The sequence below is a fragment of the Allobosea sp. LjRoot9 genome, from assembly GCF_964252745.1.
Lineage (GTDB): Bacteria > Pseudomonadota > Alphaproteobacteria > Rhizobiales > Beijerinckiaceae > Allobosea.
In genome coordinates this window covers 186056-205286 of the sequence record NZ_CAXUPC020000010.1, presented here as the reverse complement: position 1 = coordinate 205286, position 19231 = coordinate 186056, and the positions used below count along the sequence as shown (strand labels likewise).

23 protein-coding genes are annotated in these 19231 nt (G+C 66.2%); 14 read left to right on the top strand and 9 right to left on the bottom strand.

The genetic code is table 11. The features are described 5' to 3' along the window. Nucleotides 1-95: 95 nt before the first annotated feature. The 4 genes from ACSQ3P_RS27510 to ACSQ3P_RS27495 form a co-directional block, all read right to left on the bottom strand. Nucleotides 96-689, bottom strand: a complete 594-nt coding sequence (locus tag ACSQ3P_RS27510) for a DsbE family thiol:disulfide interchange protein (RefSeq protein WP_436168625.1) — start codon at nucleotides 687-689, stop codon at nucleotides 96-98. Continuing rightward, entirely contained in the window at nucleotides 686-859 is a 174-nt protein-coding gene (gene ccmD, locus ACSQ3P_RS27505) for a heme exporter protein CcmD (RefSeq protein WP_436168624.1), read from the bottom strand. The genes ACSQ3P_RS27510 and ccmD overlap by 4 nt, the downstream gene beginning before the upstream one ends. Nucleotides 860-872: 13 nt before the next feature. Next, complete coding sequence (locus ACSQ3P_RS27500; protein ID WP_436168623.1) at nucleotides 873-1634, bottom strand: heme ABC transporter permease; 762 nt, start codon at nucleotides 1632-1634, stop codon at nucleotides 873-875. Between the two features lie 118 nt (nucleotides 1635-1752). Next, on the bottom strand, nucleotides 1753-1995 hold the full coding sequence (locus ACSQ3P_RS27495; protein WP_436168622.1) for a hypothetical protein: 243 nt from the start codon (nucleotides 1993-1995) through the stop codon (nucleotides 1753-1755). Between the two features lie 298 nt (nucleotides 1996-2293). Here ACSQ3P_RS27495 and ACSQ3P_RS27490 point away from each other — a divergent pair, with 298 nt between their 5' ends. After that, nucleotides 2294-2542, top strand: a complete 249-nt coding sequence (locus tag ACSQ3P_RS27490; protein WP_436168621.1) for a hypothetical protein — start codon at nucleotides 2294-2296, stop codon at nucleotides 2540-2542. On the opposite strand, the gene ccmB is transcribed toward ACSQ3P_RS27490, so the two are convergent. Both ccmB and ccmA read right to left on the bottom strand, forming a co-directional pair. Next, nucleotides 2539-3207, bottom strand: coding sequence for a heme exporter protein CcmB (gene ccmB / locus ACSQ3P_RS27485; protein ID WP_436168620.1), 669 nt, complete (start codon nucleotides 3205-3207; stop codon nucleotides 2539-2541). The genes ACSQ3P_RS27490 and ccmB overlap by 4 nt on opposite strands. After that, entirely contained in the window at nucleotides 3204-3800 is a 597-nt protein-coding gene (gene ccmA, locus ACSQ3P_RS27480) for a heme ABC exporter ATP-binding protein CcmA (protein ID WP_436168644.1), read from the bottom strand. The genes ccmB and ccmA overlap by 4 nt, the downstream gene beginning before the upstream one ends. Before the next feature lie 253 nt (nucleotides 3801-4053). Here ccmA and acnA point away from each other — a divergent pair, with 253 nt between their 5' ends. The 11 genes from acnA (at nucleotide 4054) to ACSQ3P_RS27425 (ending at nucleotide 14817) form a co-directional block, all read left to right on the top strand. Beyond that, complete coding sequence (gene acnA / locus ACSQ3P_RS27475) at nucleotides 4054-6765, top strand: aconitate hydratase AcnA (protein WP_436168619.1); 2712 nt, start codon at nucleotides 4054-4056, stop codon at nucleotides 6763-6765. A gap of 248 nt (nucleotides 6766-7013) precedes the next feature. After that, nucleotides 7014-7295: an acyl carrier protein gene (locus tag ACSQ3P_RS27470; RefSeq protein ID WP_092178340.1), complete on the top strand. Its 282-nt coding sequence runs from the start codon at nucleotides 7014-7016 to the stop codon at nucleotides 7293-7295. Between the two features lie 180 nt (nucleotides 7296-7475). Next, on the top strand, nucleotides 7476-7946 hold the full coding sequence (locus tag ACSQ3P_RS27465) for a 3-hydroxyacyl-ACP dehydratase FabZ family protein (protein ID WP_436168618.1): 471 nt from the start codon (nucleotides 7476-7478) through the stop codon (nucleotides 7944-7946). Further along, nucleotides 7943-9073, top strand: coding sequence for a beta-ketoacyl-ACP synthase (locus tag ACSQ3P_RS27460; RefSeq protein ID WP_436168617.1), 1131 nt, complete (start codon nucleotides 7943-7945; stop codon nucleotides 9071-9073). The genes ACSQ3P_RS27465 and ACSQ3P_RS27460 overlap by 4 nt, the downstream gene beginning before the upstream one ends. Before the next feature lie 10 nt (nucleotides 9074-9083). Next, on the top strand, nucleotides 9084-10412 hold the full coding sequence (locus tag ACSQ3P_RS27455; RefSeq protein ID WP_436168616.1) for a beta-ketoacyl-ACP synthase: 1329 nt from the start codon (nucleotides 9084-9086) through the stop codon (nucleotides 10410-10412). After that, nucleotides 10409-11155, top strand: coding sequence for an SDR family oxidoreductase (locus tag ACSQ3P_RS27450; protein WP_436168615.1), 747 nt, complete (start codon nucleotides 10409-10411; stop codon nucleotides 11153-11155). Before ACSQ3P_RS27455 ends, ACSQ3P_RS27450 begins: the two co-directional genes overlap by 4 nt. A gap of 99 nt (nucleotides 11156-11254) precedes the next feature. Further along, nucleotides 11255-12277, top strand: coding sequence for a zinc-binding dehydrogenase (locus ACSQ3P_RS27445; RefSeq protein WP_436168614.1), 1023 nt, complete (start codon nucleotides 11255-11257; stop codon nucleotides 12275-12277). Nucleotides 12278-12429: 152 nt separating this feature from the next. Then, nucleotides 12430-13362: a lipid A biosynthesis lauroyl acyltransferase gene (locus ACSQ3P_RS27440; protein WP_436168643.1), complete on the top strand. Its 933-nt coding sequence runs from the start codon at nucleotides 12430-12432 to the stop codon at nucleotides 13360-13362. 67 nt (nucleotides 13363-13429) lie between these two features. After that, nucleotides 13430-14188, top strand: coding sequence for a DUF1223 domain-containing protein (locus tag ACSQ3P_RS27435; RefSeq protein WP_436168613.1), 759 nt, complete (start codon nucleotides 13430-13432; stop codon nucleotides 14186-14188). A 227-nt stretch (nucleotides 14189-14415) separates the two neighbouring features. Then, on the top strand, nucleotides 14416-14634 hold the full coding sequence (locus ACSQ3P_RS27430; RefSeq protein WP_436168612.1) for a YbaN family protein: 219 nt from the start codon (nucleotides 14416-14418) through the stop codon (nucleotides 14632-14634). A gap of 51 nt (nucleotides 14635-14685) precedes the next feature. Beyond that, nucleotides 14686-14817: a hypothetical protein gene (locus ACSQ3P_RS27425; protein ID WP_436168611.1), complete on the top strand. Its 132-nt coding sequence runs from the start codon at nucleotides 14686-14688 to the stop codon at nucleotides 14815-14817. Between the two features lie 68 nt (nucleotides 14818-14885). Here the strand turns inward: ACSQ3P_RS27425 and ACSQ3P_RS27420 are convergent, their stop codons facing one another. The 3 genes from ACSQ3P_RS27420 to ACSQ3P_RS27410 are packed head-to-tail and all read right to left on the bottom strand — an operon-like array spanning nucleotide 14886 to nucleotide 16937. Continuing rightward, nucleotides 14886-15491: a TPM domain-containing protein gene (locus ACSQ3P_RS27420; protein ID WP_436168610.1), complete on the bottom strand. Its 606-nt coding sequence runs from the start codon at nucleotides 15489-15491 to the stop codon at nucleotides 14886-14888. Then, a complete protein-coding gene (locus ACSQ3P_RS27415) occupies nucleotides 15491-16303 on the bottom strand; it encodes a TPM domain-containing protein (RefSeq protein WP_436168609.1) in 813 nt (270 codons plus the stop codon). Before ACSQ3P_RS27415 ends, ACSQ3P_RS27420 begins: the two co-directional genes overlap by 1 nt. 25 nt (nucleotides 16304-16328) lie before the next feature. Further along, complete coding sequence (locus ACSQ3P_RS27410) at nucleotides 16329-16937, bottom strand: LemA family protein (protein ID WP_069689032.1); 609 nt, start codon at nucleotides 16935-16937, stop codon at nucleotides 16329-16331. A 161-nt stretch (nucleotides 16938-17098) separates the two neighbouring features. On the opposite strand from ACSQ3P_RS27410, the gene ggt reads away from it, so the two are divergent. After that, the gene (gene ggt, locus ACSQ3P_RS27405) at nucleotides 17099-18853 is read left to right on the top strand and encodes a gamma-glutamyltransferase (RefSeq protein ID WP_436168608.1); all 1755 of its coding nucleotides are present in this window, start codon (nucleotides 17099-17101) and stop codon (nucleotides 18851-18853) included. 73 nt (nucleotides 18854-18926) lie between these two features. Continuing rightward, the gene (locus ACSQ3P_RS27400) at nucleotides 18927-19220 is read left to right on the top strand and encodes a ribbon-helix-helix domain-containing protein (protein ID WP_436168607.1); all 294 of its coding nucleotides are present in this window, start codon (nucleotides 18927-18929) and stop codon (nucleotides 19218-19220) included. The last annotated feature ends 11 nt before the right edge of the window (nucleotides 19221-19231 follow it).

Sequence of the window (19231 nt, the reverse complement as noted above, 5' to 3'; positions counted from 1 at the left end):
TCATTCCCGGGCGACGTGAAACGCAGACCCGGGAAGCTCCATCGGAAGGAAGCTCTCTTGCGAGAGCGGCTCGGGGCTCAGGCCCGAGCATGACGTCACTTCCCAGCCGCCGCCCGCGTCAGCAGGCGCCCGGCGGTTTGCGCATCGAGCGGCCCGACATGCTTTTCCAGGATCCGCCCGTCCGGGCCGATCAGGAAGGTCTCGGGCACGCCATAGACGCCCCACTCGATCGCCGCGCGCCCGCTCCGGTCGACGCCAACAGCCGAATAGGGATTGCCGAGCGCGCCCAGGAAGCGCCGGGCGTTCTCCGCCTCATCCTTGTAGTTCATGCCCACCACCGCGACCTTGCCGGCCTTCACCGCAGGCGATTCGGCCATGGCCACCAGGAAGGGATGCTCGACCCGGCAGGGCGCGCACCAGCTGGCGAAGACATTGACGAGGGTGGCGCGCCCCTTCGCCAGATCCGCCATCGCGAAAGCCGGCACGGGCTGCCCGTCCCGCTGCAACCCGTCGAGCTGCGACAGCGTGATTGCCGGAGCAGGCTTTCCGATCAGGGCGGAGGGCACCTTGCTGGCGTCGCCCGAGAACAGGCCGACCGCGAAGACCAGCGCCAGCACGCCGAACAGGATCAGGGGGATCAGGAAAACCAGCGGCGAGCGGCGGCGGGGTTGAACCTCGATCTCGCTCATGACGACGCCCTGTCCGAACGGCGGCCTGCGCCGCGCTGCTCCAGCGCCGCGAGCGCGCGCTTCTGCGCTCTGTGATCCAAGAGAATCGCCGCAACCAAGCCGCCCAGGATCAGGACGACCGCGCCATAGGAGGCGAGGATGAAACCGGCATGCGGGCCAAGACTATTCATGATTCAAGCCCGTTCATGCCGGCACCGCCTGCGCCGCCAGCCGGTCGAGCCGCTCGGCCTCCAATATCGTCAGCGTGCGCACCCGCCGGCGCATGATCTCAGCCCGCATCGCCACCAGATGCAGTCCCAGGCCCAGCAAGGTGAAACCCAGCGCCAGGATCAGCAGCGGCCACAGCATGGAGGGGTGGATCGTCGGCCCGCCAGCGCGGAACACCGAGGCCGGCTGGTGGAGTGTGTTCCACCAGTCGACCGAGAATTTGATGATCGGCACATTGACGAAGCCGACCAGCGTCAGGATCGCCACCGCCCGCCCGGCCCGGGCGGAATCGTCGAGTGCGCGCCAGAGCGCGATGATGCCGAGATAGATCAGGAAGAGCACGAGCACCGAGGTCAACCGTGCGTCCCAGACCCAATAGGTGCCCCACATCGGCTTGCCCCAGAAGGCGCCGGTGAGCAGGCAGATCAACGCGAAGCACGCCCCGATCGGCGCCGCCGCCTTCTGAGCGACATCCGCCAGGGGGTGCCGCCAGACCAGCGTGCCGAGGCCGGAGATCGCCATCATCGTGTAGAACATCAGCGCGAGCCAAGCGGCCGGGACATGCACGAACATGATCCGGATGGTCTCGCCCTGCTGGTAATCGGCCGGAGCGACGAACCAGGCGAGATAGAAGCCGAGCGCCAGCAGAATCACGGCCATGCCCATGACCCAGGGCAGCAGCACGACCGAGAGGCGCATGAAGCGCGTCGGATTCGCGAAATCGATCAGGCTGGCCATGTCATCGCGATCGGCTTGTCCTCATCCGGCGGAAGCCGGAGCTCGAACCTGATCTAGCAATGACGGCGCGTCTCAACAATCCACGACGCGCGCGGCAAATTGCGTCGTGGCGGCCGGGTCAGTCCTCGTTTTGCGAGGACGACGCCTCGGATCCGTTACTGCTGACGACGCCAAAATCGCGTGATCGGACGCCTTCCGCAGCGAGACTGAAGCCCTCCGACTCCAGCCCGCGCCGCAGCAATTCGCGAACCGCGGCGGCGCGGCTCGGCATCCGCTTCTCAAAGCGGAAGTCCTCGACTGCGCGCAGTTCGTCCTGGTTCAGCATGATCTGAAGCCTGTCGGCACGTTCCAGCTCAGCCATCGCCCGTCTCCCCATGAGCTAAATGAGTAAGTGAATTTATAAGAGCATTATCAGGCAAATCAACAAGCTGCTAAAAAAGCGATAGTTCAGCCGTCGACGCCGACACCCAACGGGCCGGCTCTTGCTCAGGAAAGGCGGGTGGCCGCGTTGCAGCCATTGCCGTCGACACCGTCAAAGGCTTTCCTGTCATCATTGGCGTATGTTACTAACTAATTGAAATACATACTAATTTTTTGATTTCTGTGTTGTGTCGAAGCGCCGCCGGCCCTATGTTCGACTATGAACAGGAGGGCCAGCCATGCTGATCCAGCTATCCACCAGCATCCAGGACGACATCAAGGAAACCGTCAGGTTCAGCGCCAGTCAGTCGCTGGTTCTGGATGTTTTTGCGACGGCCGACAGCATCCGCCGCAAGCACGAAGATCAGAACGTCGCGCTCGAAGACATCGCGAACATGGTGGCGCGAGCTGCGGCGCAATATGGCTGCGCCCTGGAGTTTGGCGATCGCGCGGCGCGCCCCGTCGAGCAGCCGCCAGCCTTGTCCTAATCCGCTTGGCGCAGCGCCGCAGCCGCCGCGACCGTGCCGATCACGAGCGAGCCCAGCGACAGCGCGCACAGGATCAGGAACGGCGTCAGGAACGGAATCGTGCCGCCCAGCGCGCTGTTGGCGGCCGATACGCCGAAGATCAGCACCGGAATCGTCAGGGGCGCGACCAGGATGGGCAGGATCAGACCGCCCCGCCGCAAACCGGCCGTCAGCGCCGCCGCTGCCGCGCCGATGAAGCTCAGCGCCGGGGTTCCGACCAGCAAGGTCGCCGCGACCGGCAGCATCGCGTCCACGGGAAGCGCGACCAGCAGGCCGAGCAACGGCGCGGCCAGCGCCAATGGCAGGCCGGTCGTCAGCCAATGCGCCAGCCCCTTGGCCAGAACGCTGAGTTCGAGCGGCAGCGCCGAGGCGCGGATCAGATCGAGCGAACCGTCCTCCTCATCGCTCTGGAACAAACGGTCGAGCCCGATCAGCGTCGAGAGCAGCGCACCCAACCAGAGGATGGCCGGACCGATCCGCGACAGCAGGTTGAGATCGGGCCCGAGCGCGAACGGCACCAGCACGACCAGCGTCAGGAAGAAGACGAGCGCCAGCTCCCCGCCCCCGCCGGCGCGCGAGGCGAGCATGAGGTCGCGCTTCAGGATGGCGAGGAAGGCGCGGATCACGGTCCGATCCTCAATTCGCGTGCGGTTTCGAGGCCCAACGGCCCATGCGTTGCCGCCAAGATCGCACCGCCCTGCGCGAGATGATCGCGCATCAGCCCGGCCAGCATCGCTTGCGCGGCGACGTCCAGCGCCGCCATCGGCTCGTCGAGCAGCCAGAATGGCCGCCGCGACACCAGGAGCCGCGCCAGGGCGACGCGACGGCGCTGCCCCGCCGAGAGATAGCCCACCGGCAGGCTAGCGACATGCGGCAGGCCGACAGCCGAGAGCGCATCCTGCGGCGCCACGCCGGGCTCGCCGAGCAGAGCTTGCGCGAAGACGAGGTTCTCCTGCGCCGTCAGCGTGACCTTCAGCCCGTCGCGGTGACCGACGAGATGGCTGAGTTCGGCCAGCGGCGCATCCTCAGCCCCCTCGATTCGCATATCCCCTGCGTCGGGCCGCAGCCGGCCGCACAGCATCGCGATCAGGCTCGATTTGCCGGCGCCGTTGCGTCCGGTCAGCGCAATCGCCTCGCTATTGCCAAGCCGGAAGCTCAACTCCTCGAAAATTAAGCGCCCGCCGCGCCGGCAGCTGAGATTCTCGGCGTTCAGGACCAGCTTGGGGAATGAAAATCGCGGCAAGGCTAAAGCGTCTTCCCAAGCGTCAAAGTCATCGCCGAGCTCATACGGTACATGTAGCGGGCTTCTTGGAATTGCTCTATAGAACCCGTGGCTACGCCGCACGCCGATCCGGCGCGGGGCTCGGGCACTCCCGAGGCGGCGCGCGCGTCATGCGCATTAGGCCTTCGATCCGGCAAAGCCGCAAGGCTCACCGGCTCGCGACCGCAACCCCTTGATCAGGATAGCCCGCATGGCTTCGCTCGATTCCTTCAAATGCCGCAAGACCTTGACCGTCGGCACCAAGAAATACGTCTACTACTCCCTCAAGATCGCCGAGAAGAACGGCCTGCCCGGCATCTCGAAGCTGCCCTTCTCGATGAAGGTGCTGCTTGAGAACCTGCTGCGCTTCGAGGATGGCCGCTCGGTCACCAAGACCGATATCGAGGCTTTCGTCGGCTGGCTCGACGACAAGGGCAAGGCCGGCAAGGAGATCGGCTTCCGCCCCGCCCGCGTGCTGATGCAGGACTTCACCGGCGTTCCCGCCGTGGTCGACCTCGCCGCGATGCGTGACGGCGTCAAGGCGCTCGGCGGCGACCCCAAGAAGATCAACCCGCTGGTCCCGGTCGATCTCGTCATCGACCATTCCGTCATCGTCGACGAATTCGGCTCGCCCAAGGCGCTGAAAGCCAATGTCGACCTCGAATATCAGCGCAATGGCGAGCGCTACCGCTTCCTGAAATGGGGCCAGCTCGCCTTCGACAATTTCCGCGTCGTCCCGCCCGGCACCGGCATCTGCCACCAGGTCAATCTCGAATACCTCGCCCAGACCGTCTGGACGGGCAAGGAGAAGGTGAAGAAGGGCAAGAAGACCGAGACCGTCGAGGTCGCCTATCCCGATACCGTGGTCGGCACCGATTCGCACACCACCATGGTCAACGGCCTGGCCGTGCTCGGCTGGGGCGTCGGCGGCATCGAGGCCGAGGCCGCCATGCTCGGCCAGCCGCAGTCGATGCTGCTGCCCGAGGTCATCGGCTTCAAGCTCACCGGCAAGCTCAAGGAAGGCATCACCGCGACCGACCTCGTGCTGACCGTCACCCAGATGCTGCGCAAGAAGGGCGTCGTCGGCAAATTCGTCGAGTTCTTCGGACCCGGCCTCTATGCACTGACGCTCGCCGACCGCGCGACCATCGCCAATATGGGCCCTGAATACGGCGCGACCTGCGGCTTCTTCCCGGTGGACGCCGAGACCCTGAACTATCTCGACACCACCAGCCGCAAGCCGGCCCGCGTCGCCCTCGTCGAGAAATATTCGAAGGCGCAAGGGTTGTTCGCCACCCGCGCCACGCCCGACCCGGTCTTCACCGACACGCTCGAGCTCGACCTGACCACGGTCAAGGCCTCGATGGCCGGCCCCAAGCGCCCCGAAGGCCGCGCCGATCTCGGCGCCATCAAATCCGGCTTCGCCGCCGCGATGGACACCGAATACAAGAAGGGCGTCGAGCTCTCGCGCCGGGTCAAGGTCGAGGGCAAGAACTTCGACCTCGGCCATGGTGACGTCGTCATCGCCGCGATCACCTCCTGCACCAACACCTCCAACCCCTCGGTGCTGATGGCGGCGGGCCTGCTCGCCCGCAACGCGGTCGCCAAGGGCCTGAAGGTCAAGCCCTGGGTCAAGACCTCGCTCGCCCCCGGCTCGCAGGTCGTGGCGGAATATCTCGCCAAGGCCGGCCTGCAGAAGGACCTCGACAAGCTCGGCTTCAACCTGGTCGGCTTCGGCTGCACCACCTGCATCGGCAATTCCGGGCCGCTGCCGACGGAGATCTCCAAGACCATCAACGAGCAGGGCCTGATCGCGGCCGCCGTCATCTCCGGCAACCGCAATTTCGAGGGCCGCGTCTCGCCCGACGTGCAGGCGAACTACCTCGCCTCGCCGCCGCTGGTCGTCGCCTACGCTCTGGCGGGCACGGTGCAGCTCGATCTGACCACCGAGCCGCTCGGCATGGACAAGACCGGCAAGCCGGTCTTCCTGAAGGACATCTGGCCGACCAACAAGGAAATCCAGGCCTTCATCGCCAAGAACGTCACCAAGGCGATCTTCAAGGCGAAATATGCCGACGTCTTCAAGGGCGACGCCAACTGGCAGAAGGTCAAGACGCCCCAGAGCCAGACCTATGCCTGGGAAGACGCCTCGACCTATGTGCAGAACCCGCCCTATTTCGAAGGCATCAGCAAGACGCCCAAGCCCGTCACCGAGATCGTCGGCGCCCGCATCCTGGGCCTGTTCGGCGACAAGATCACCACCGACCACATCTCGCCGGCCGGCTCGATCAAGGCGGCCTCGCCCGCGGGCAAGTATCTGATGGAGCACGGCGTCGAAGTCGCCGACTTCAACCAGTACGGCACGCGGCGCGGCAACCATGAGGTGATGATGCGCGGCACCTTCGCCAATATCCGCATCCGCAACCACATGATGGGCCCCAACGGGCGCGAAGGTGGCTACACCATCCACTATCCCAGCAAGGAAGAGCTGCCGATCTATGACGCGGCGATGCGCTACCAGCAGGAGAAAGTGCCGCTGGTCGTCTTCGCCGGTGTCGAATACGGCAACGGTTCCTCGCGCGACTGGGCGGCGAAAGGCACCAACCTGCTCGGCGTCAAGGCCGTGATCGCCCAGAGCTTCGAGCGCATCCACCGCTCGAACCTGGTCGGCATGGGCGTGGTGCCGTTCACCCTGGCCGAGGGCACGAGCTGGGCTACGCTCGATCTCAAGGGCGACGAGAGCGTGACCATCAAGGGCCTCGCCACCGTGAAGCCGCGCCAGGTGCTGGAGGCCGAGATCACCTCGGCTGACGGCAAGGTCAAGAAGGTGCCGATCCTCTGCCGCATCGATACGCTGGACGAGATCGACTACTTCAAGAACGCCGGCATCCTGCAATATGTGCTGCGCGGCATCGCAGCCTGATCCCGGCGCGTCATTCTCGGGCCGCGCGATGCGCGGACCCGGGAACCTCTTTCCGCAAGAGGCTCTTCAGCAAGAGATGGCCGGGTCAAGCCCGGCCATGACGCGCTTCTCAGCGCGCGAGGTTGTTCTCTTTCCGCCCTCGGTGTAAGGGGGCGTCACAGTCATCCTCGGCGGGGGGCTTGGGGCAGGCGCGGGATCCCCGCGCCCGGATGTCGCCCGCCATCATCATTCAAGACGGGAGCACCCGCATGTCCGCCACGTTCGAGACGGTCGCCGGCATTATTTCCGAGACCTGCGACATTCCGCGCGAAAAGATTACGCCCCAGAGCCACGCCATCGAAGACCTCGGCATCGACTCGCTCGCCTTCCTCGACATCGCCTTCGCGATCGACAAGGCCTTCGGCATCAAGCTGCCGCTCGAGCAGTGGACCCAGGAAGTCAACGAGGGCAAGGCGCCGGCCGAGCAGTATTTCGTGCTCGAGAACCTGTGCAAGCGCATCGACGAGCTCGTGGCTGCCAAGAAGGCCTAAGGTCGCAAGAAGGCCTAAGGTCGGCGACGGGCCCAGCGCCTGAAGCCTGCTTGATCTGTGCTCGGCCTTGAGCCGGGCACACTCTCTCGATAGAGCATATGCAAGCCCGCGCGCGGAGACTTCGGTCCGCGGCGCGGGCGCGCGCCGTTTCCGGTCGCGCCCGACAAGGCCAAGGATCGCATGCGCCTCGAATATTTCGACATGATCGACACCGTCGTCGCATTCGAACCTTCGGAAAAGCGCATCGTCACGCGCTCGACCGTGCCGTCCGCAACTGCGAGCCCGGTCTTCGAAGGCCATTTCCCAGGCCACCCGCTCGTGCCCGGCGTCCTGCTGACCGAAACGATGGCGCAGGCCTCCGGCTATCTTCTGCTGGGCCTGAACGGGCTGACCCAGATGCCCTTCCTGATGACAGTCGACAAGGCGCGCTTCCGCACCTTCGTCGAGCCCGACGCCGTTCTCGACGTCTCCGCCCAATTGGTGATCGAGGGGTCGGGCTATGCCGCCACCAAGGCGAAGATCACCATCGCCGGCAAGCCGATCTGCGACGCTGAATTGCGGTTCCGACTGATGCCCTTCCCCGCCGACATGCGCGCGCTGATGGAAGGCCGCATCAAAACCATCGGCCTCAAGCCGGAGCCTGCACGATGAACCCGCACGACGTCGTCATCACCGGGATTGGACTGGCGTCCAGTCTCGGCGAGGGGCTGGAGACCCATGCGCAGGCGCTAGCAGTCGGCGCTGCGCCGAATACCGACGCTACGAGCTTCGCACCCTATCCAGTGCACCCGCTGAAGCCGCTCGAACTCGACCGCCAGATCCCGAAGAAATCGGATCAGCGCCAGATGGAGCCTTGGCAGCGGCTCGGCGTCTACGCCGCCGGTCTGGCTCTCGATGATGCGGGACTGAAGCAGGACGCCGAGGCCAAGAGCGCGCTGCAGGTCATCGTCGCCGCCGGTGGCGGCGAGCGCGACCACGCCGTCGACGGCGCTATCCTTACCGGCCTGCGCGGCGCCAACGAGCCGGGAGCCTTTCTGAACGAGCGCCTGATGGGCGATCTGCGCCCCACGCTCTTCCTCGCCCAGCTCTCGAACCTGCTTGCCGGCAATATCGCCATCGTCCACGGCGTCACCGGCGCCTCGCGCACCTTCATGGGCGAGGAGCAGGCCGGCGTCGACGCTATCCGCACGGCGCATGCCCGCATCGCGGCCGGCCAGGCCGAGGTCATGCTGGTTGGCGGCGCTTATAATGCCGAGCGGCGCGACATGCTGCTGCTGTTTGAACTCGGCGGCTATCTGCGCAAGGGCGAATTTGCGCCGGTTTTCGCGCGTGAGGATGCACCGGGCCTCATCACCGGCAGCGCCGGAGCCTTCCTGGTGCTCGAATCGGCCGCGCGCGCCGCCGCGCGCGGCGCCAAGGTCCATGCTCGGCTGAGCCATGTTGCTGCGGCGCGCTCGAAGCGCCAGCCCGGCACGGTCGAGGCGGCCTTGAGCGGACTACTCTCGGGCTTCGGCGCGATCGCGCCCGGCGCCTTGGCGATCTCGGCCGCAACCGGCACCGCCGGAGTCACGGCGGAAGAGGCTTCGGTCATCGCTGCGCTGCCGCAAGCCAGGCGCGTCGCGACCGGCGATCTCGTCGGCCATGCCGTGGAGGCCGCATTCCCGGTTTCCGTCGCCTTGGCCGCGGCCGCCATCTCGGCGGGGCAGGCCAAGGAGGCGATCGTCACCGGCGCCGGCCATTGGCGCGGCGAGGGCGCCGCGCGCCTGGTGAAAGCGTGAGGATCAATCGATGAGCGCCAAGAACCAGACTGCAGTGAACCAGACTGCGGCGGGCCAGACTGCAGCCCATCGCGACACCAAGGGCCGCCGGGTCGTCGCCGTTACCGGCCTCGGCATCGTCACCTCGCTCGGCCAGGGCAAGGAGGCCAATTGGCAAGCGCTGACCGCAGGTAAATCCGGCATCCACCGGATCGAGCGCTTCCCGACCGAGGGCCTGCGCACGACCATCGCCGGCACGGTCGATTTTCTCTTCGACGGCTCCTTCACGGCCCCGCAGCTCTCGGAGAAGCTCGCGACGCTCGCAGCCGACGAGGCGGTTAGCCAGAGCGGCCTTGGTCAGCCCGGCGATTTTCCCGGCGAACTCTTCATGGCGGTGCCGCCGGTCGAGATGGAATGGCCGCAAAAGCAGGAGCTGGCCCAAACTCTTGAAGGCGACGTGGATTATGACGGGCTGCTGCGCGCCGCCGCCTCGCAGAAATTCAAACCCATGCACGAACTCTTCCTGTTCGGTGCGGTCGCGGATCATATCGCCGACAGATTCGGCACCAAGGGCTCGCCGATCTCGCTCTCCACAGCTTGCTCCTCCGGCGCGACCGCGATCCAGATGGGCGTCGAGGCAATCCGCCGCGGCGATACGGAGGCTGCGCTCTGCATCGGCACCGACGGCTCCGTCCATGCCGAGGCGCTGATCCGCTTCTCCCTGCTCTCGGCGCTCTCGACTCAGAACGATCCGCCGGAAGCCGCCGCGAAGCCCTTCTCGAAGAACCGCGACGGCTTCGTCATGGGCGAAGGCGCCGGCGCGCTGGTGCTGGAGGATTACGACCATGCGCTCGCGCGCGGCGCGACCATCCTGGGCATCGTCGCGGGCTGCGGCGAGCGCGGCGACGGCTTCCACCGCACCCGCTCGAGCCCCGACGGCAAGCCCGCGATCCTGGCCATGCAGGATGCGCTCGACGATGCCGGGCTTACGCCCGACGATGTCGACTACATCAACGCGCACGGCACCTCGACGCCCGAGAACGACAAGATGGAGGCGATGAGCTGCGCCGCCGTCTTCGGCGAGCGCATGGCGAGCCTGCCGATCTCCTCCAACAAGTCGATGATCGGCCACACGCTGACCGCGGCCGGTGCGGTCGAGGCCGTGATCTCCTTCATGACCATCGCCAATGGCCGCATCCCGCCGACGATCAACTACGCCAATCCCGACCCGGCGATAGCGCTCGACGTCGTGCCCAACACGGCGCGCGACGCGACGGTGCGCACCATCATCTCGAACTCCTTCGGCTTCGGCGGCCAGAACACCTGCCTCGTGCTGACTGTGGAACCTACCCACGCATGACCCGCATCCTCGTCACAGGCGGCGCCAAGGGCGTCGGCGCCGCGATCGTCCGTGCGCTGGCCGCGGCCGGTCATGATGTCGATTTCACCTATCGCTCATCGCCCGACCAGGCGCAGGCGCTCGTCGCAGAGATCAATGCGGCCCACCCCGATCGTCTGCTCGCCGCCCTCCCGCTCGATCTCTCCGACAAGGCCGCGCTCGACGGCTTCTGCGAGGGGCGCGAGGCGGAAAGCTATTTCGGCTTCATCCACAATGCCGGCCAGCCCTATGATTCGCTCGCCGCGATGATGGCGCAGGACAAGGCCGAAGCGGCGATGCAGGTGAATTTCTGGGCCTTCACCCGCCTCGCCAAGAGCCTGATGCGCAACATGATCCGCGCCCGCGCCGGGCGAATCGTCGCGATCGGCTCCGTCGCGGCCTTGCGCGGCAACCCGGGCAATGCCGCCTACGCCGCCTCCAAGGGTGCGCTGATCTCCTATGCCAAGACGCTCGCGGTCGAGACCGGCAAGCGCGGCGTCACTGTCAACGTGATCGCGCCGGGCTTCGTCGACACCGACATGATGGCGCCCTATGCGGCCTATCGCGACAAGATGCAGGCCCAGATCCCGGCCGGCCGCTTCGCCAAGCCCGAGGAGGTCGCGGGGCTCGCCGCCTTCCTGATGAGCGAGCCGGCGGCTTACATCACCGGCACCGTGCTGCCGATCGACGGCGGGGTGACGGCACAACTCGGCGTGCACCGCTGACATAGGTCAGTCACGAGGTTCAATGGCGCGTCGAAATCCTGGCTGCCCTGCATGCCTCGTGGCAATGGCCGGACCAGTTCTGAAAGGCTAGAAGTCCCCATGCGTTCCCTCCAGCTTCATGGCGACCGCGACCTCCGTCTCGAGGAGATCGAGCCGCCGCCGCCGCCCGCCGTCGGCGAGGTGCAGATCCGCATCCGCGCGGTCGCGCTGAACTATCTCGACGTCTGGGGCTTTCGCGGCATGGCCTTCGCCAAGCGCAAGATGCCTCAGGCTGCCGGCGTCGAGGCCGCAGGCGAGATCGTCTGCGTCGGCGAGGGCGTCACCAATCTCAAGGTCGGCGACACCGTCACCGCCTATGGCGCCGAGACCTGCGGCCACTGCAAGGCCTGCAGGGAGGGTCGCGACAATCTCTGCGAGAACGTCGCTGGCATCATGGGCTTCCATATCGACGGCTTCGCGCGCGAACTGCTGAACAAATCCGCGCGCCTCGTCATCAAGGCGCCCGAGGGCGTCTCCTTCGAGGATGCCGCCTGCGCGCCGATCGGCTTCGGCACGGTCCAGCACATGCTGTTCGACAACGCCAAGCTCGAACCCGGCGAATCCATTCTGGTCCATGCCGGCGGCTCGGGCATCGGCACGGCTGCCATCCTGATGGCCAAGGCTATCGGCTGCACGGTCTATACGACCGTCGGCGATGACGAGAAGGGCCGCAAGGCCAAGGCGCTCGGGGCTGATTTCGTCATCAACTACAAGACCGAGCGCTTCGAGGGCGAGGTTCGCCAGCTCACCAAGCGCAAGGGCGTCGATGTCGTCTTCGAACATGTCGGCGCCGACACCTGGAACGGCTCGCTACTCTGCCTCAAGCGCGGCGGCCGGCTCGTCACTTGCGGCGCGACGTCGGGCGCATCGACCACGATGAACCTGATGCAGCTCTTTCAGCAGCAATACCGCATCACCGGTTCCTTCGGCTGCCGCATCGAAAACATCGCGCAATCCCTGGAAAAGATGGCCGGCGGCATGAAACCCGTGATCGATTCGGTGTTTCCGCTCGCCGATTTCGAAAAAGGCCTGGCCCGGCTCGAAGGCCGGCAGGTCTTCGGCAAGGTCATCGTCGCCTTCTGACGCGGCCATCCGCACCCGGAAGGCTTGACGCAAGCGGCCTTCCTGCCGCAAGTCCCCGTTCCTGCCCGATAAGCTCAATGCACGGGCGAGATGGGACCGGGCTGACCTTGAGACGACTGAAAGCTCTCGCCGTGCGCGCCGGCGCCGTGGTGATGATCGGCCTGATCCGGGCGCTGTTCGGCTTCCTGCGCTGGCTCGGGCCCGAGCGCGCGAGCGATCTCGGCGGCTGGCTGCTGCGCAGCGTCAGCCCCGTGATCCCGGTCAACCGCGTCGCGCTCGCGAATATCCGCGCGGCTTTCCCGGACATGACGGAGGACGAGGTTCGGCGGATCGCCCGCGGAGCCTGGGAAAATCTCGGCCGCACCGCCGCCGAATACGCCCATCTGAACACCCTGTTCGACTATGACGACGACAACCGGGACGCGCCCTCGCGCGTCGAGGTCGACGGCATCGAGCAATTCATCGCGCTCAAGGATGATGGCAAGCCGGGCCTGATCTTCTCCTCCCATCTCGCCAATTGGGAGCTGCCTGCGATCTGCGCCGCCGCCTACAAGCTCGACACCACCGCCGTGTTCCGCGCACCCAACGACCCGGCCATCGCTGCGATCGTGCATGAGATCCGTTCCGGCGCGATGGGCGGGCTCGCTGCCGCCAAACAGGGCGCAGCCTTCGCCATGCAGGGCGTGCTGGAGAAGGGCGGCCATCTCGGCATGCTGATCGACCAGCATTTCACCCGCGGCGTGGTGGTGCCCTTCATGGGCCGGCCGGCGCTGACCAACCCGATCCTCGGCAAATTCGCCCGGCGCTTCGAATGCCCAGTCCATGGCGTGCGCGTCATCCGGTTGCCGCATCATCGCTTCCGGCTGGAGTTGACGCCGCCGCTCGACCTGCCGCGCGATGCCAATGGCGAGATCGACGTTCAAGGCGCGATGGCGATGATGACCGCCGTCGTCGAGGGATGGGTGCGCGAGCATCCCGAGCAATGGCTCTGGATGCATCGGCGCTGGCGGCCTAATCTGATCGCCGCGGCGAAGGGCGGCGACGCGCCCATTATGACGATTCAACCGGTTTTCAAGGCAACGTGATTTCCAAGTGAGAGCTGTTGGGCGCTTTGGTAATACCTCACAGCTATAATGGTCGCCGAGTTCAGCCATGACCCTTCGCGCCCGCCTCCTTCCTGTATCCATCGCCGCGCTCCTCCTGGGCGGCGCGGCGGCGCATGCGCAGGCTCCGGCGGTGCAGCCGAAGGCGGTCGTCGAGCTCTTCACCAGCCAGGGCTGCTCGTCCTGCCCGCCCGCGGACGCACTGCTGCGCGAGATTGCCAAGGACCCTGCCGTCATCGCGCTGACGCTGCCGGTGACCTATTGGGACTATCTCGGCTGGAAGGACACGCTCGGCCAGGACGTCTTCACCAAGCGCCAGAAATTCTATGCCAAGGCCCGCGGCGACGGCCAGGTCTACACGCCCCAGGCCGTGATCAACGGCGCCTCCCACATCGTCGGCTCCGACAAGACCGAGATCGAGCGCATGCTGCGCGAGCAGCCGCCCGGCGCCCTGCCTGTAAAGCTCTCGCTCCAGGAGGACGGTACGACGCTGCGGATCAAGATCGCAGCCTCCACCAGCCTCAGTGACAAGCCCGCCGGTGTCTGGATTCTTCCGGTCGCGAAGCTGGTCACCGTTCCGATCACGCGCGGCGAGAATGAAGGCCGCACCATCACCTACGCCAATGTCGTGCGTGGCATGGTGCGCGTCGGCGAATGGGATGGCGGGGAGACGACCTTGACGGCTCCCCTCACGACGACGCGCGCCGCCGATTCCGACAGCTATGTCGTCGTCGTGCAAGCCGAAACGCTCGGCAAATACGGCATGATGCCCGCCGCGATGCTGGGCGCGGCCCGCAGCGCGCGCTGATCCGGGATCGCGACCCCGGCTTGTATCGACCGCCGAGAGCCGGATGATTTCAGCTGGGTTCACGAAGTGATCCCAGCTGAAATCTGAATCCGTCTCTCATCGAAAAGTGAGAGCAGGATCAATGCGAAAAACCGGCTCCCACTTTTTCGCATCCTGCTCTAAATGCCAGTGACCTGCAGCCGGCTCATGGCCATGGCGCGACGCGACTCCTGCGGCAAGGATCTTGAGTGGAACCCAATGCTTCCCTGAAGCCGCGCTGGCAGCGCCCGGTCTATTTCGCGCTCGGCTGCCTGAGTGTGGCGATCGGCGTCGTCGCGCTGGTCGTGCCCCTGATTCCCGGCATCGTCTTCCTGGTGTTGGCGACGGCCTGCTTCTCCCGATCCTCGCCGAGGATGGAAACCTGGCTGACGACCCATCCGCGCTTCGGCAAGCTGATCGCGAACTAGAATACGTCGCGCGCCATACCGCGCAGTGCGAAATGGCTGATCACGATCAGCATGATCGCGAGCTTTTCGCTGATCTTCCTGGAAACCGATTCGCGCCTGCTTCAGGCCGTTGTGGCCGCGATCATGCTCGGCGTGCTCGTCTATGTCTGGCGGCGACCGGAACCGCCAGCATCGGCGACCTGATCGCAGTGACCCCGGGCTGATCGTTCAAAGCCCGTCGGCATTTCGCCTCCTCGAAGCGCACAACCGGCTCACAGCAGGATCACCTTGTTCGGCAGTTCGTCGATATCGTCGTCGACCGGCGGCGCATGCTGCGCCAGGACGCGCCCGAGCGCTCCGACCGCATCGATCAGCCCCTCGCGCAAACGCTCCTGCCGCGCGGCGTCGAGCAGGGCCGCGACGATGTTCCGCCATGTCTCCGGATCGACCTTGTCGTCGATGCCGATATCCGTGACGACCTCGGCATAGCGCTCCTGCAAGGCGACATAGAGCAACACGCCGGTGCGCCCGCGCGTCTGTGTCAGCCCGCGCGCGGTGAACTCACGCAGCGCCACGTCATGCGCGCGGCCGCGCTTGACGAAGCCGGGCACGAAGCGACCGCCGCGCCCATACCAGAGCAGCGCGGCCATCAGCAGGGCCGCGCAGATCAACTGGATTAGGAAGATGCGCGGCGCGCTGGTCATCGTCAGCGCCAGGAGCGGCCAGGGCACGAACAGCGACAGTACCAGGGCCAGCACCATCGGCACCGAACGGTAGCTGCTCGCGGCACGGTCGATCACCACCACGATCTCGCCGCTGGTCAGGCGCTCGGCCTGGGCGACGGCCGCGGCGATCGCGTCCCTGTCGTCTGAATCCATCACCAATCCCCCGAAGCCCCGCCGCCACCCGATGAGCCGCCTCCACCGGAGAAGCCGCCTCCGCCACCGGAACTCCAGCCGCCACCACCTCCCCAGCTCGAGCCTGAGCCTGAGCCCGAACCCCAGCTCGAATTCTGCGGCAGCGTGATCCAGCGCCCGTCACGCAGGCGATGTCGCCCGGCTCCACCGCCCTGGCTCAGGCCGCGCATGAAGGAGACCACCAGGATGAAGATGAACACCATCACCAGGATGACGGCGAGGGTCTCGACCGGCGAGCTCTCATCATTCCGCACCAGGGCGCGGCGCTGCCATTCCTCGGCATCGCCGGAGAGGATCGTCAGGATCGCGTCGACGCCGCCTTCGATGCCGCCCGCGAAATCGCCGGTCTTGAACTTCGGCGCCACCGCCGTGGTGATGATGATCTTGGAGAGCGCATCGGTCAGCGCCCCTTCCAGCCCGTAGCCGACCTCGATGCGGACCTTGCGCTCATTCGGCGCGACGATGAACAGCACGCCGTTGTTGCGCGGCTTCTCGCCGAGTTTCCAGAACCGGAACAGGCCATTGGCGAAGTCCTCGATGCCGATGCCTTGCAGCGAGGGCACCGTCGCGACCACGAGCTGGTCGCCGGCCTTGTCCTCATGCGCCTTGATCTTCGCCTCGATGCGCTGGCGCGCCTCGGGCGCGATAAGCTTGGCGCCATCGACGATACGGCCGGTGAGGGCGGGATAGGAGGGGTCCGCCGCCCAGGCACCCGCGCCCGCAAATACGAGCGCAGCGAGCAGGATCAGCGACCGAAGGCGGCTGCGCGCCATCACGCGCCTCGCGACTGCCGCGGCCTCAGAACTTCACCGTCGGTGGCCGCTCCGCCCCGGCCGTCGCGGCAAAGGTCTCCATCGGCTTGGAACCCCAGAACAGTTTTGCCCAGATCACGCCCGGAAAAGTGCGGATCTCGGTGTTGAAGGCCTGCACCGCCTGGATGTAGTCGCGCCGCGCCACCGTGACCCGGTTCTCGGTGCCTTCGAGCTGCGATTGCAAGGCGAGGAAGTTCTGGTTCGATTTGAGGTCGGGGTAGCGCTCCACCGTGACCAGCAACCGGCCGAGCGCGCCGGTGAGCTGGTTCTGCGCGTCTTGATATTCCTTGAACTTCGCCGGATCGGTGATGGTCGAGGCATCGACCTTGACCTGGCTCGCCTTGGCGCGCGCCTCGACGACCTGCGTCAGCACCTCGCGCTCCTGCGCGGCATACCCCTTCACCGTCTCGACCAGATTCGGGATCAGATCGGCGCGGCGCTGATACTGATTCTGCACCTCGGACCAGGACGCCTTGGCCTTTTCCTCCAGCGTCGGGACGTTGTTGTAACCGCAACCCGCGAGCGCGAAACCGAGGAAAGCAAGCACTGCCGCCGTCAAACTGCGGCGAAAGGCGATGGAAACTGGGAACGACATGCCGGGCCCCTTTTGCTGACGTATCGACAGGCAGGACCGCGACCTTAGCCGTCCCGGGCTCCGCCTCCAAGGCGGATACGAAGCTCAGCCGCCGAGACCATGGCGCGCCAGCGCGATCTGGCGCTAGTCTGGCAGTACGGCGCAACGGTGAGGAGCATGAGATGACGACCCTGTCAGTATCGAGGAGCGCCCTCCTCGCGATCGCCCTGTCCGCGGCCGTCGTGAGCTCTGCAGCTGCCCAGAGCCTCGCTCCGGCGCCCGAAGCCGCGACGGGGCGCATCGCCAAGACCTCCGGCCATGCCCGGCTTTATATGGTCGCCGCCGCCAATCCCCTGGCCACCAATGCCGGCCGCGAGATCCTGCGCGCCGGCGGCAGCGCGGTCGATGCGGCGATCGCGATCCAGCTCGTGCTCAACCTCGTCGAGCCGCAGAGCTCGGGTATCGGCGGCGGCGCCTTCATGGTGCATTGGGACGAGGCTGGCCGGAAGCTCTCGACGCTGGACGGGCGCGAGACCGCGCCGGCGGCGGCAAAGCCGAACCGCTTCATCGGCGCAGACGGCAAGCCGATGAAATTCATGGAGGCCGTCATCGGCGGCCGCTCGGTCGGCGTGCCAGGCACGCTGAAGCTGCTCGAAGGCGCGCATCAGCGCTGGGGCAAGCTGCCCTGGCCGCAGGTCATCGCGCCGGCGATCAAGCTCGCCGAGGACGGCTTTGCGATTTCGCCGCGCCTCAACGGCCTCCTGGCCGGCGAGAAGAGCCTGAGCGCCGACCCTCTCGCCGCCGCCTATTTCTACGAGCCCGACGGCAAGGCCAAGGCTGTCGGCACGATCCTGAAGAACCCGGCCTTCGCCGCGACCTTGCGCGCCATCGCCGAGAACGGCTCGGCCGCCTTCTATGCCGGGCCGATCGCCGAGGACATCGTCGCCAAGGTCACCGGCCACAACAGCAATCCAGGCGACATCTCGCTTGCCGACCTCGCCGCCTACAAAATCGAGGAGCGCGAGGCTGTCTGCGGGCTCTACCGCGTCTACCGGATCTGCGGCATGGGTCCGCCAAGCTCCGGCGCCATCGCTGTGCAGCAGATGCTCGGCATCCTCGAGAGCAAAGATCTGGCGCGCATGGGCCCCGGGCCAGAAGCGGTGCATTGGTTCAGCGAGGCCGGCCGCCTCGCCTTCGCCGATCGCGCGCTCTATCTCGCCGACCCTGCCTTCCTCAGCGTCCCGGTCACGGGATTGATCGACCGCGACTATATCCGCTCGCGCGCGGGCCTCGTCAGCCCCGAGAAATCCATGGGCCGCGCCACGCCCGGCGACCCGCCGCATAAGCGCGCCCAATTGCTCGCGCCCTCGGACGGCATCGAGCACGGCACCAGCCATATCTCGGTGATCGACGCCAATGGCGACGCCGTCGCGATGACCACGACGATCGAGGACGGGTTCGGCTCGCGGCTGATGAGCAAGGGCGGCTTCCTGCTCAACAACGAATTGACCGATTTCTCTTTCGCGCCGGAAGAAGACGGCAAGCCCGTCGCCAACCGTGTCGAAGCCGGCAAGCGTCCGCGCTCCTCGATGGCGCCGACCCTGGTCTTCGACGCCTTCGGCAGGCTCTATGCCGTGGTCGGCTCGCCCGGCGGCAGCCAGATCATCGGCTTCGTCGCCAAGACGCTGGTCGCGCTGCTCGACTGGAAGATGGATCCGCAGAATGCCGTCGACCTCGCCAATTTCGGTAGCCGCAACGGCCCGACCGAATTGGAAAAGGGCACCGAAGCCGAGCCCTGGAAGGCTGCGCTGGAGGCGAAGGGCCATGAGGTCCGCCTGCTGGAGATGACCTCCGGCATCCAGGCGATCGTCAAGACGCCGGAAGGCTTCGTCGGCGGCGCCGATGGCCGGCGCGAGGGTGTGGCGATCGGCGATTGAGCGGTTCCCGACGTTTTACCCCCGGGTATGACTGAGTAGCATTATCGCTAGCCTCAACGGGGGGAGCTGCTGGATGCCGACCATAGAAAAGATCTGCATCGCCTTGACGAGCGAGCAGTTGAGCGCGGTTCGTGCGGCCGTCGATGGCGGAGACTATGCGACGACCAGCGAAGTCGTCCGTGACGCCCTTCGCGACTGGCAGATCAAGAGGGATATGCGGCGCAGCGAAATCGAACGCCTTAGGCAGCTCTGGGATGAGGGCTCGCAAAGCGGCCAAGCCGGAGCGATCGACATGACTGCGTTGCGCGAAGAGGCGCGCGATCGTCTTGCCAAGGCCGGAAAGGCGGTTGCCGGTGGCCGCAGCTGAGGTTCTCTGGT

Excerpts from the sequence above, each read along its gene's own strand:
- ACSQ3P_RS27510 (WP_436168625.1), bottom strand. The coding sequence starts at position 689 with ATGAGCGAGATCGAGGTTCAACCCCGCCGCCGCTCGCCGCTGGTTTTC.
- ccmD (WP_436168624.1), bottom strand. The coding sequence starts at position 859 with ATGAATAGTCTTGGCCCGCATGCCGGTTTCATCCTCGCCTCCTATGGC.
- ACSQ3P_RS27500 (WP_436168623.1), bottom strand. The coding sequence starts at position 1,634 with ATGGCCAGCCTGATCGATTTCGCGAATCCGACGCGCTTCATGCGCCTC.
- ACSQ3P_RS27495 (WP_436168622.1), bottom strand. The coding sequence starts at position 1,995 with ATGGCTGAGCTGGAACGTGCCGACAGGCTTCAGATCATGCTGAACCAG.
- ACSQ3P_RS27490 (WP_436168621.1), top strand. The coding sequence starts at position 2,294 with ATGCTGATCCAGCTATCCACCAGCATCCAGGACGACATCAAGGAAACC.
- acnA (WP_436168619.1), top strand. The coding sequence starts at position 4,054 with ATGGCTTCGCTCGATTCCTTCAAATGCCGCAAGACCTTGACCGTCGGC.
- ACSQ3P_RS27470 (WP_092178340.1), top strand. The coding sequence starts at position 7,014 with ATGTCCGCCACGTTCGAGACGGTCGCCGGCATTATTTCCGAGACCTGC.
- ACSQ3P_RS27465 (WP_436168618.1), top strand. The coding sequence starts at position 7,476 with ATGCGCCTCGAATATTTCGACATGATCGACACCGTCGTCGCATTCGAA.
- ACSQ3P_RS27460 (WP_436168617.1), top strand. The coding sequence starts at position 7,943 with ATGAACCCGCACGACGTCGTCATCACCGGGATTGGACTGGCGTCCAGT.
- ACSQ3P_RS27455 (WP_436168616.1), top strand. The coding sequence starts at position 9,084 with ATGAGCGCCAAGAACCAGACTGCAGTGAACCAGACTGCGGCGGGCCAG.
- ACSQ3P_RS27450 (WP_436168615.1), top strand. The coding sequence starts at position 10,409 with ATGACCCGCATCCTCGTCACAGGCGGCGCCAAGGGCGTCGGCGCCGCG.
- ACSQ3P_RS27445 (WP_436168614.1), top strand. The coding sequence starts at position 11,255 with ATGCGTTCCCTCCAGCTTCATGGCGACCGCGACCTCCGTCTCGAGGAG.
- ACSQ3P_RS27440 (WP_436168643.1), top strand. The coding sequence starts at position 12,430 with ATGATCGGCCTGATCCGGGCGCTGTTCGGCTTCCTGCGCTGGCTCGGG.
- ACSQ3P_RS27435 (WP_436168613.1), top strand. The coding sequence starts at position 13,430 with ATGACCCTTCGCGCCCGCCTCCTTCCTGTATCCATCGCCGCGCTCCTC.
- ACSQ3P_RS27425 (WP_436168611.1), top strand. The coding sequence starts at position 14,686 with ATGATCGCGAGCTTTTCGCTGATCTTCCTGGAAACCGATTCGCGCCTG.
- ACSQ3P_RS27420 (WP_436168610.1), bottom strand. The coding sequence starts at position 15,491 with ATGGATTCAGACGACAGGGACGCGATCGCCGCGGCCGTCGCCCAGGCC.
- ACSQ3P_RS27415 (WP_436168609.1), bottom strand. The coding sequence starts at position 16,303 with ATGGCGCGCAGCCGCCTTCGGTCGCTGATCCTGCTCGCTGCGCTCGTA.
- ACSQ3P_RS27410 (WP_069689032.1), bottom strand. The coding sequence starts at position 16,937 with ATGTCGTTCCCAGTTTCCATCGCCTTTCGCCGCAGTTTGACGGCGGCA.
- ggt (WP_436168608.1), top strand. The coding sequence starts at position 17,099 with ATGACGACCCTGTCAGTATCGAGGAGCGCCCTCCTCGCGATCGCCCTG.
- ACSQ3P_RS27400 (WP_436168607.1), top strand. The coding sequence starts at position 18,927 with ATGCCGACCATAGAAAAGATCTGCATCGCCTTGACGAGCGAGCAGTTG.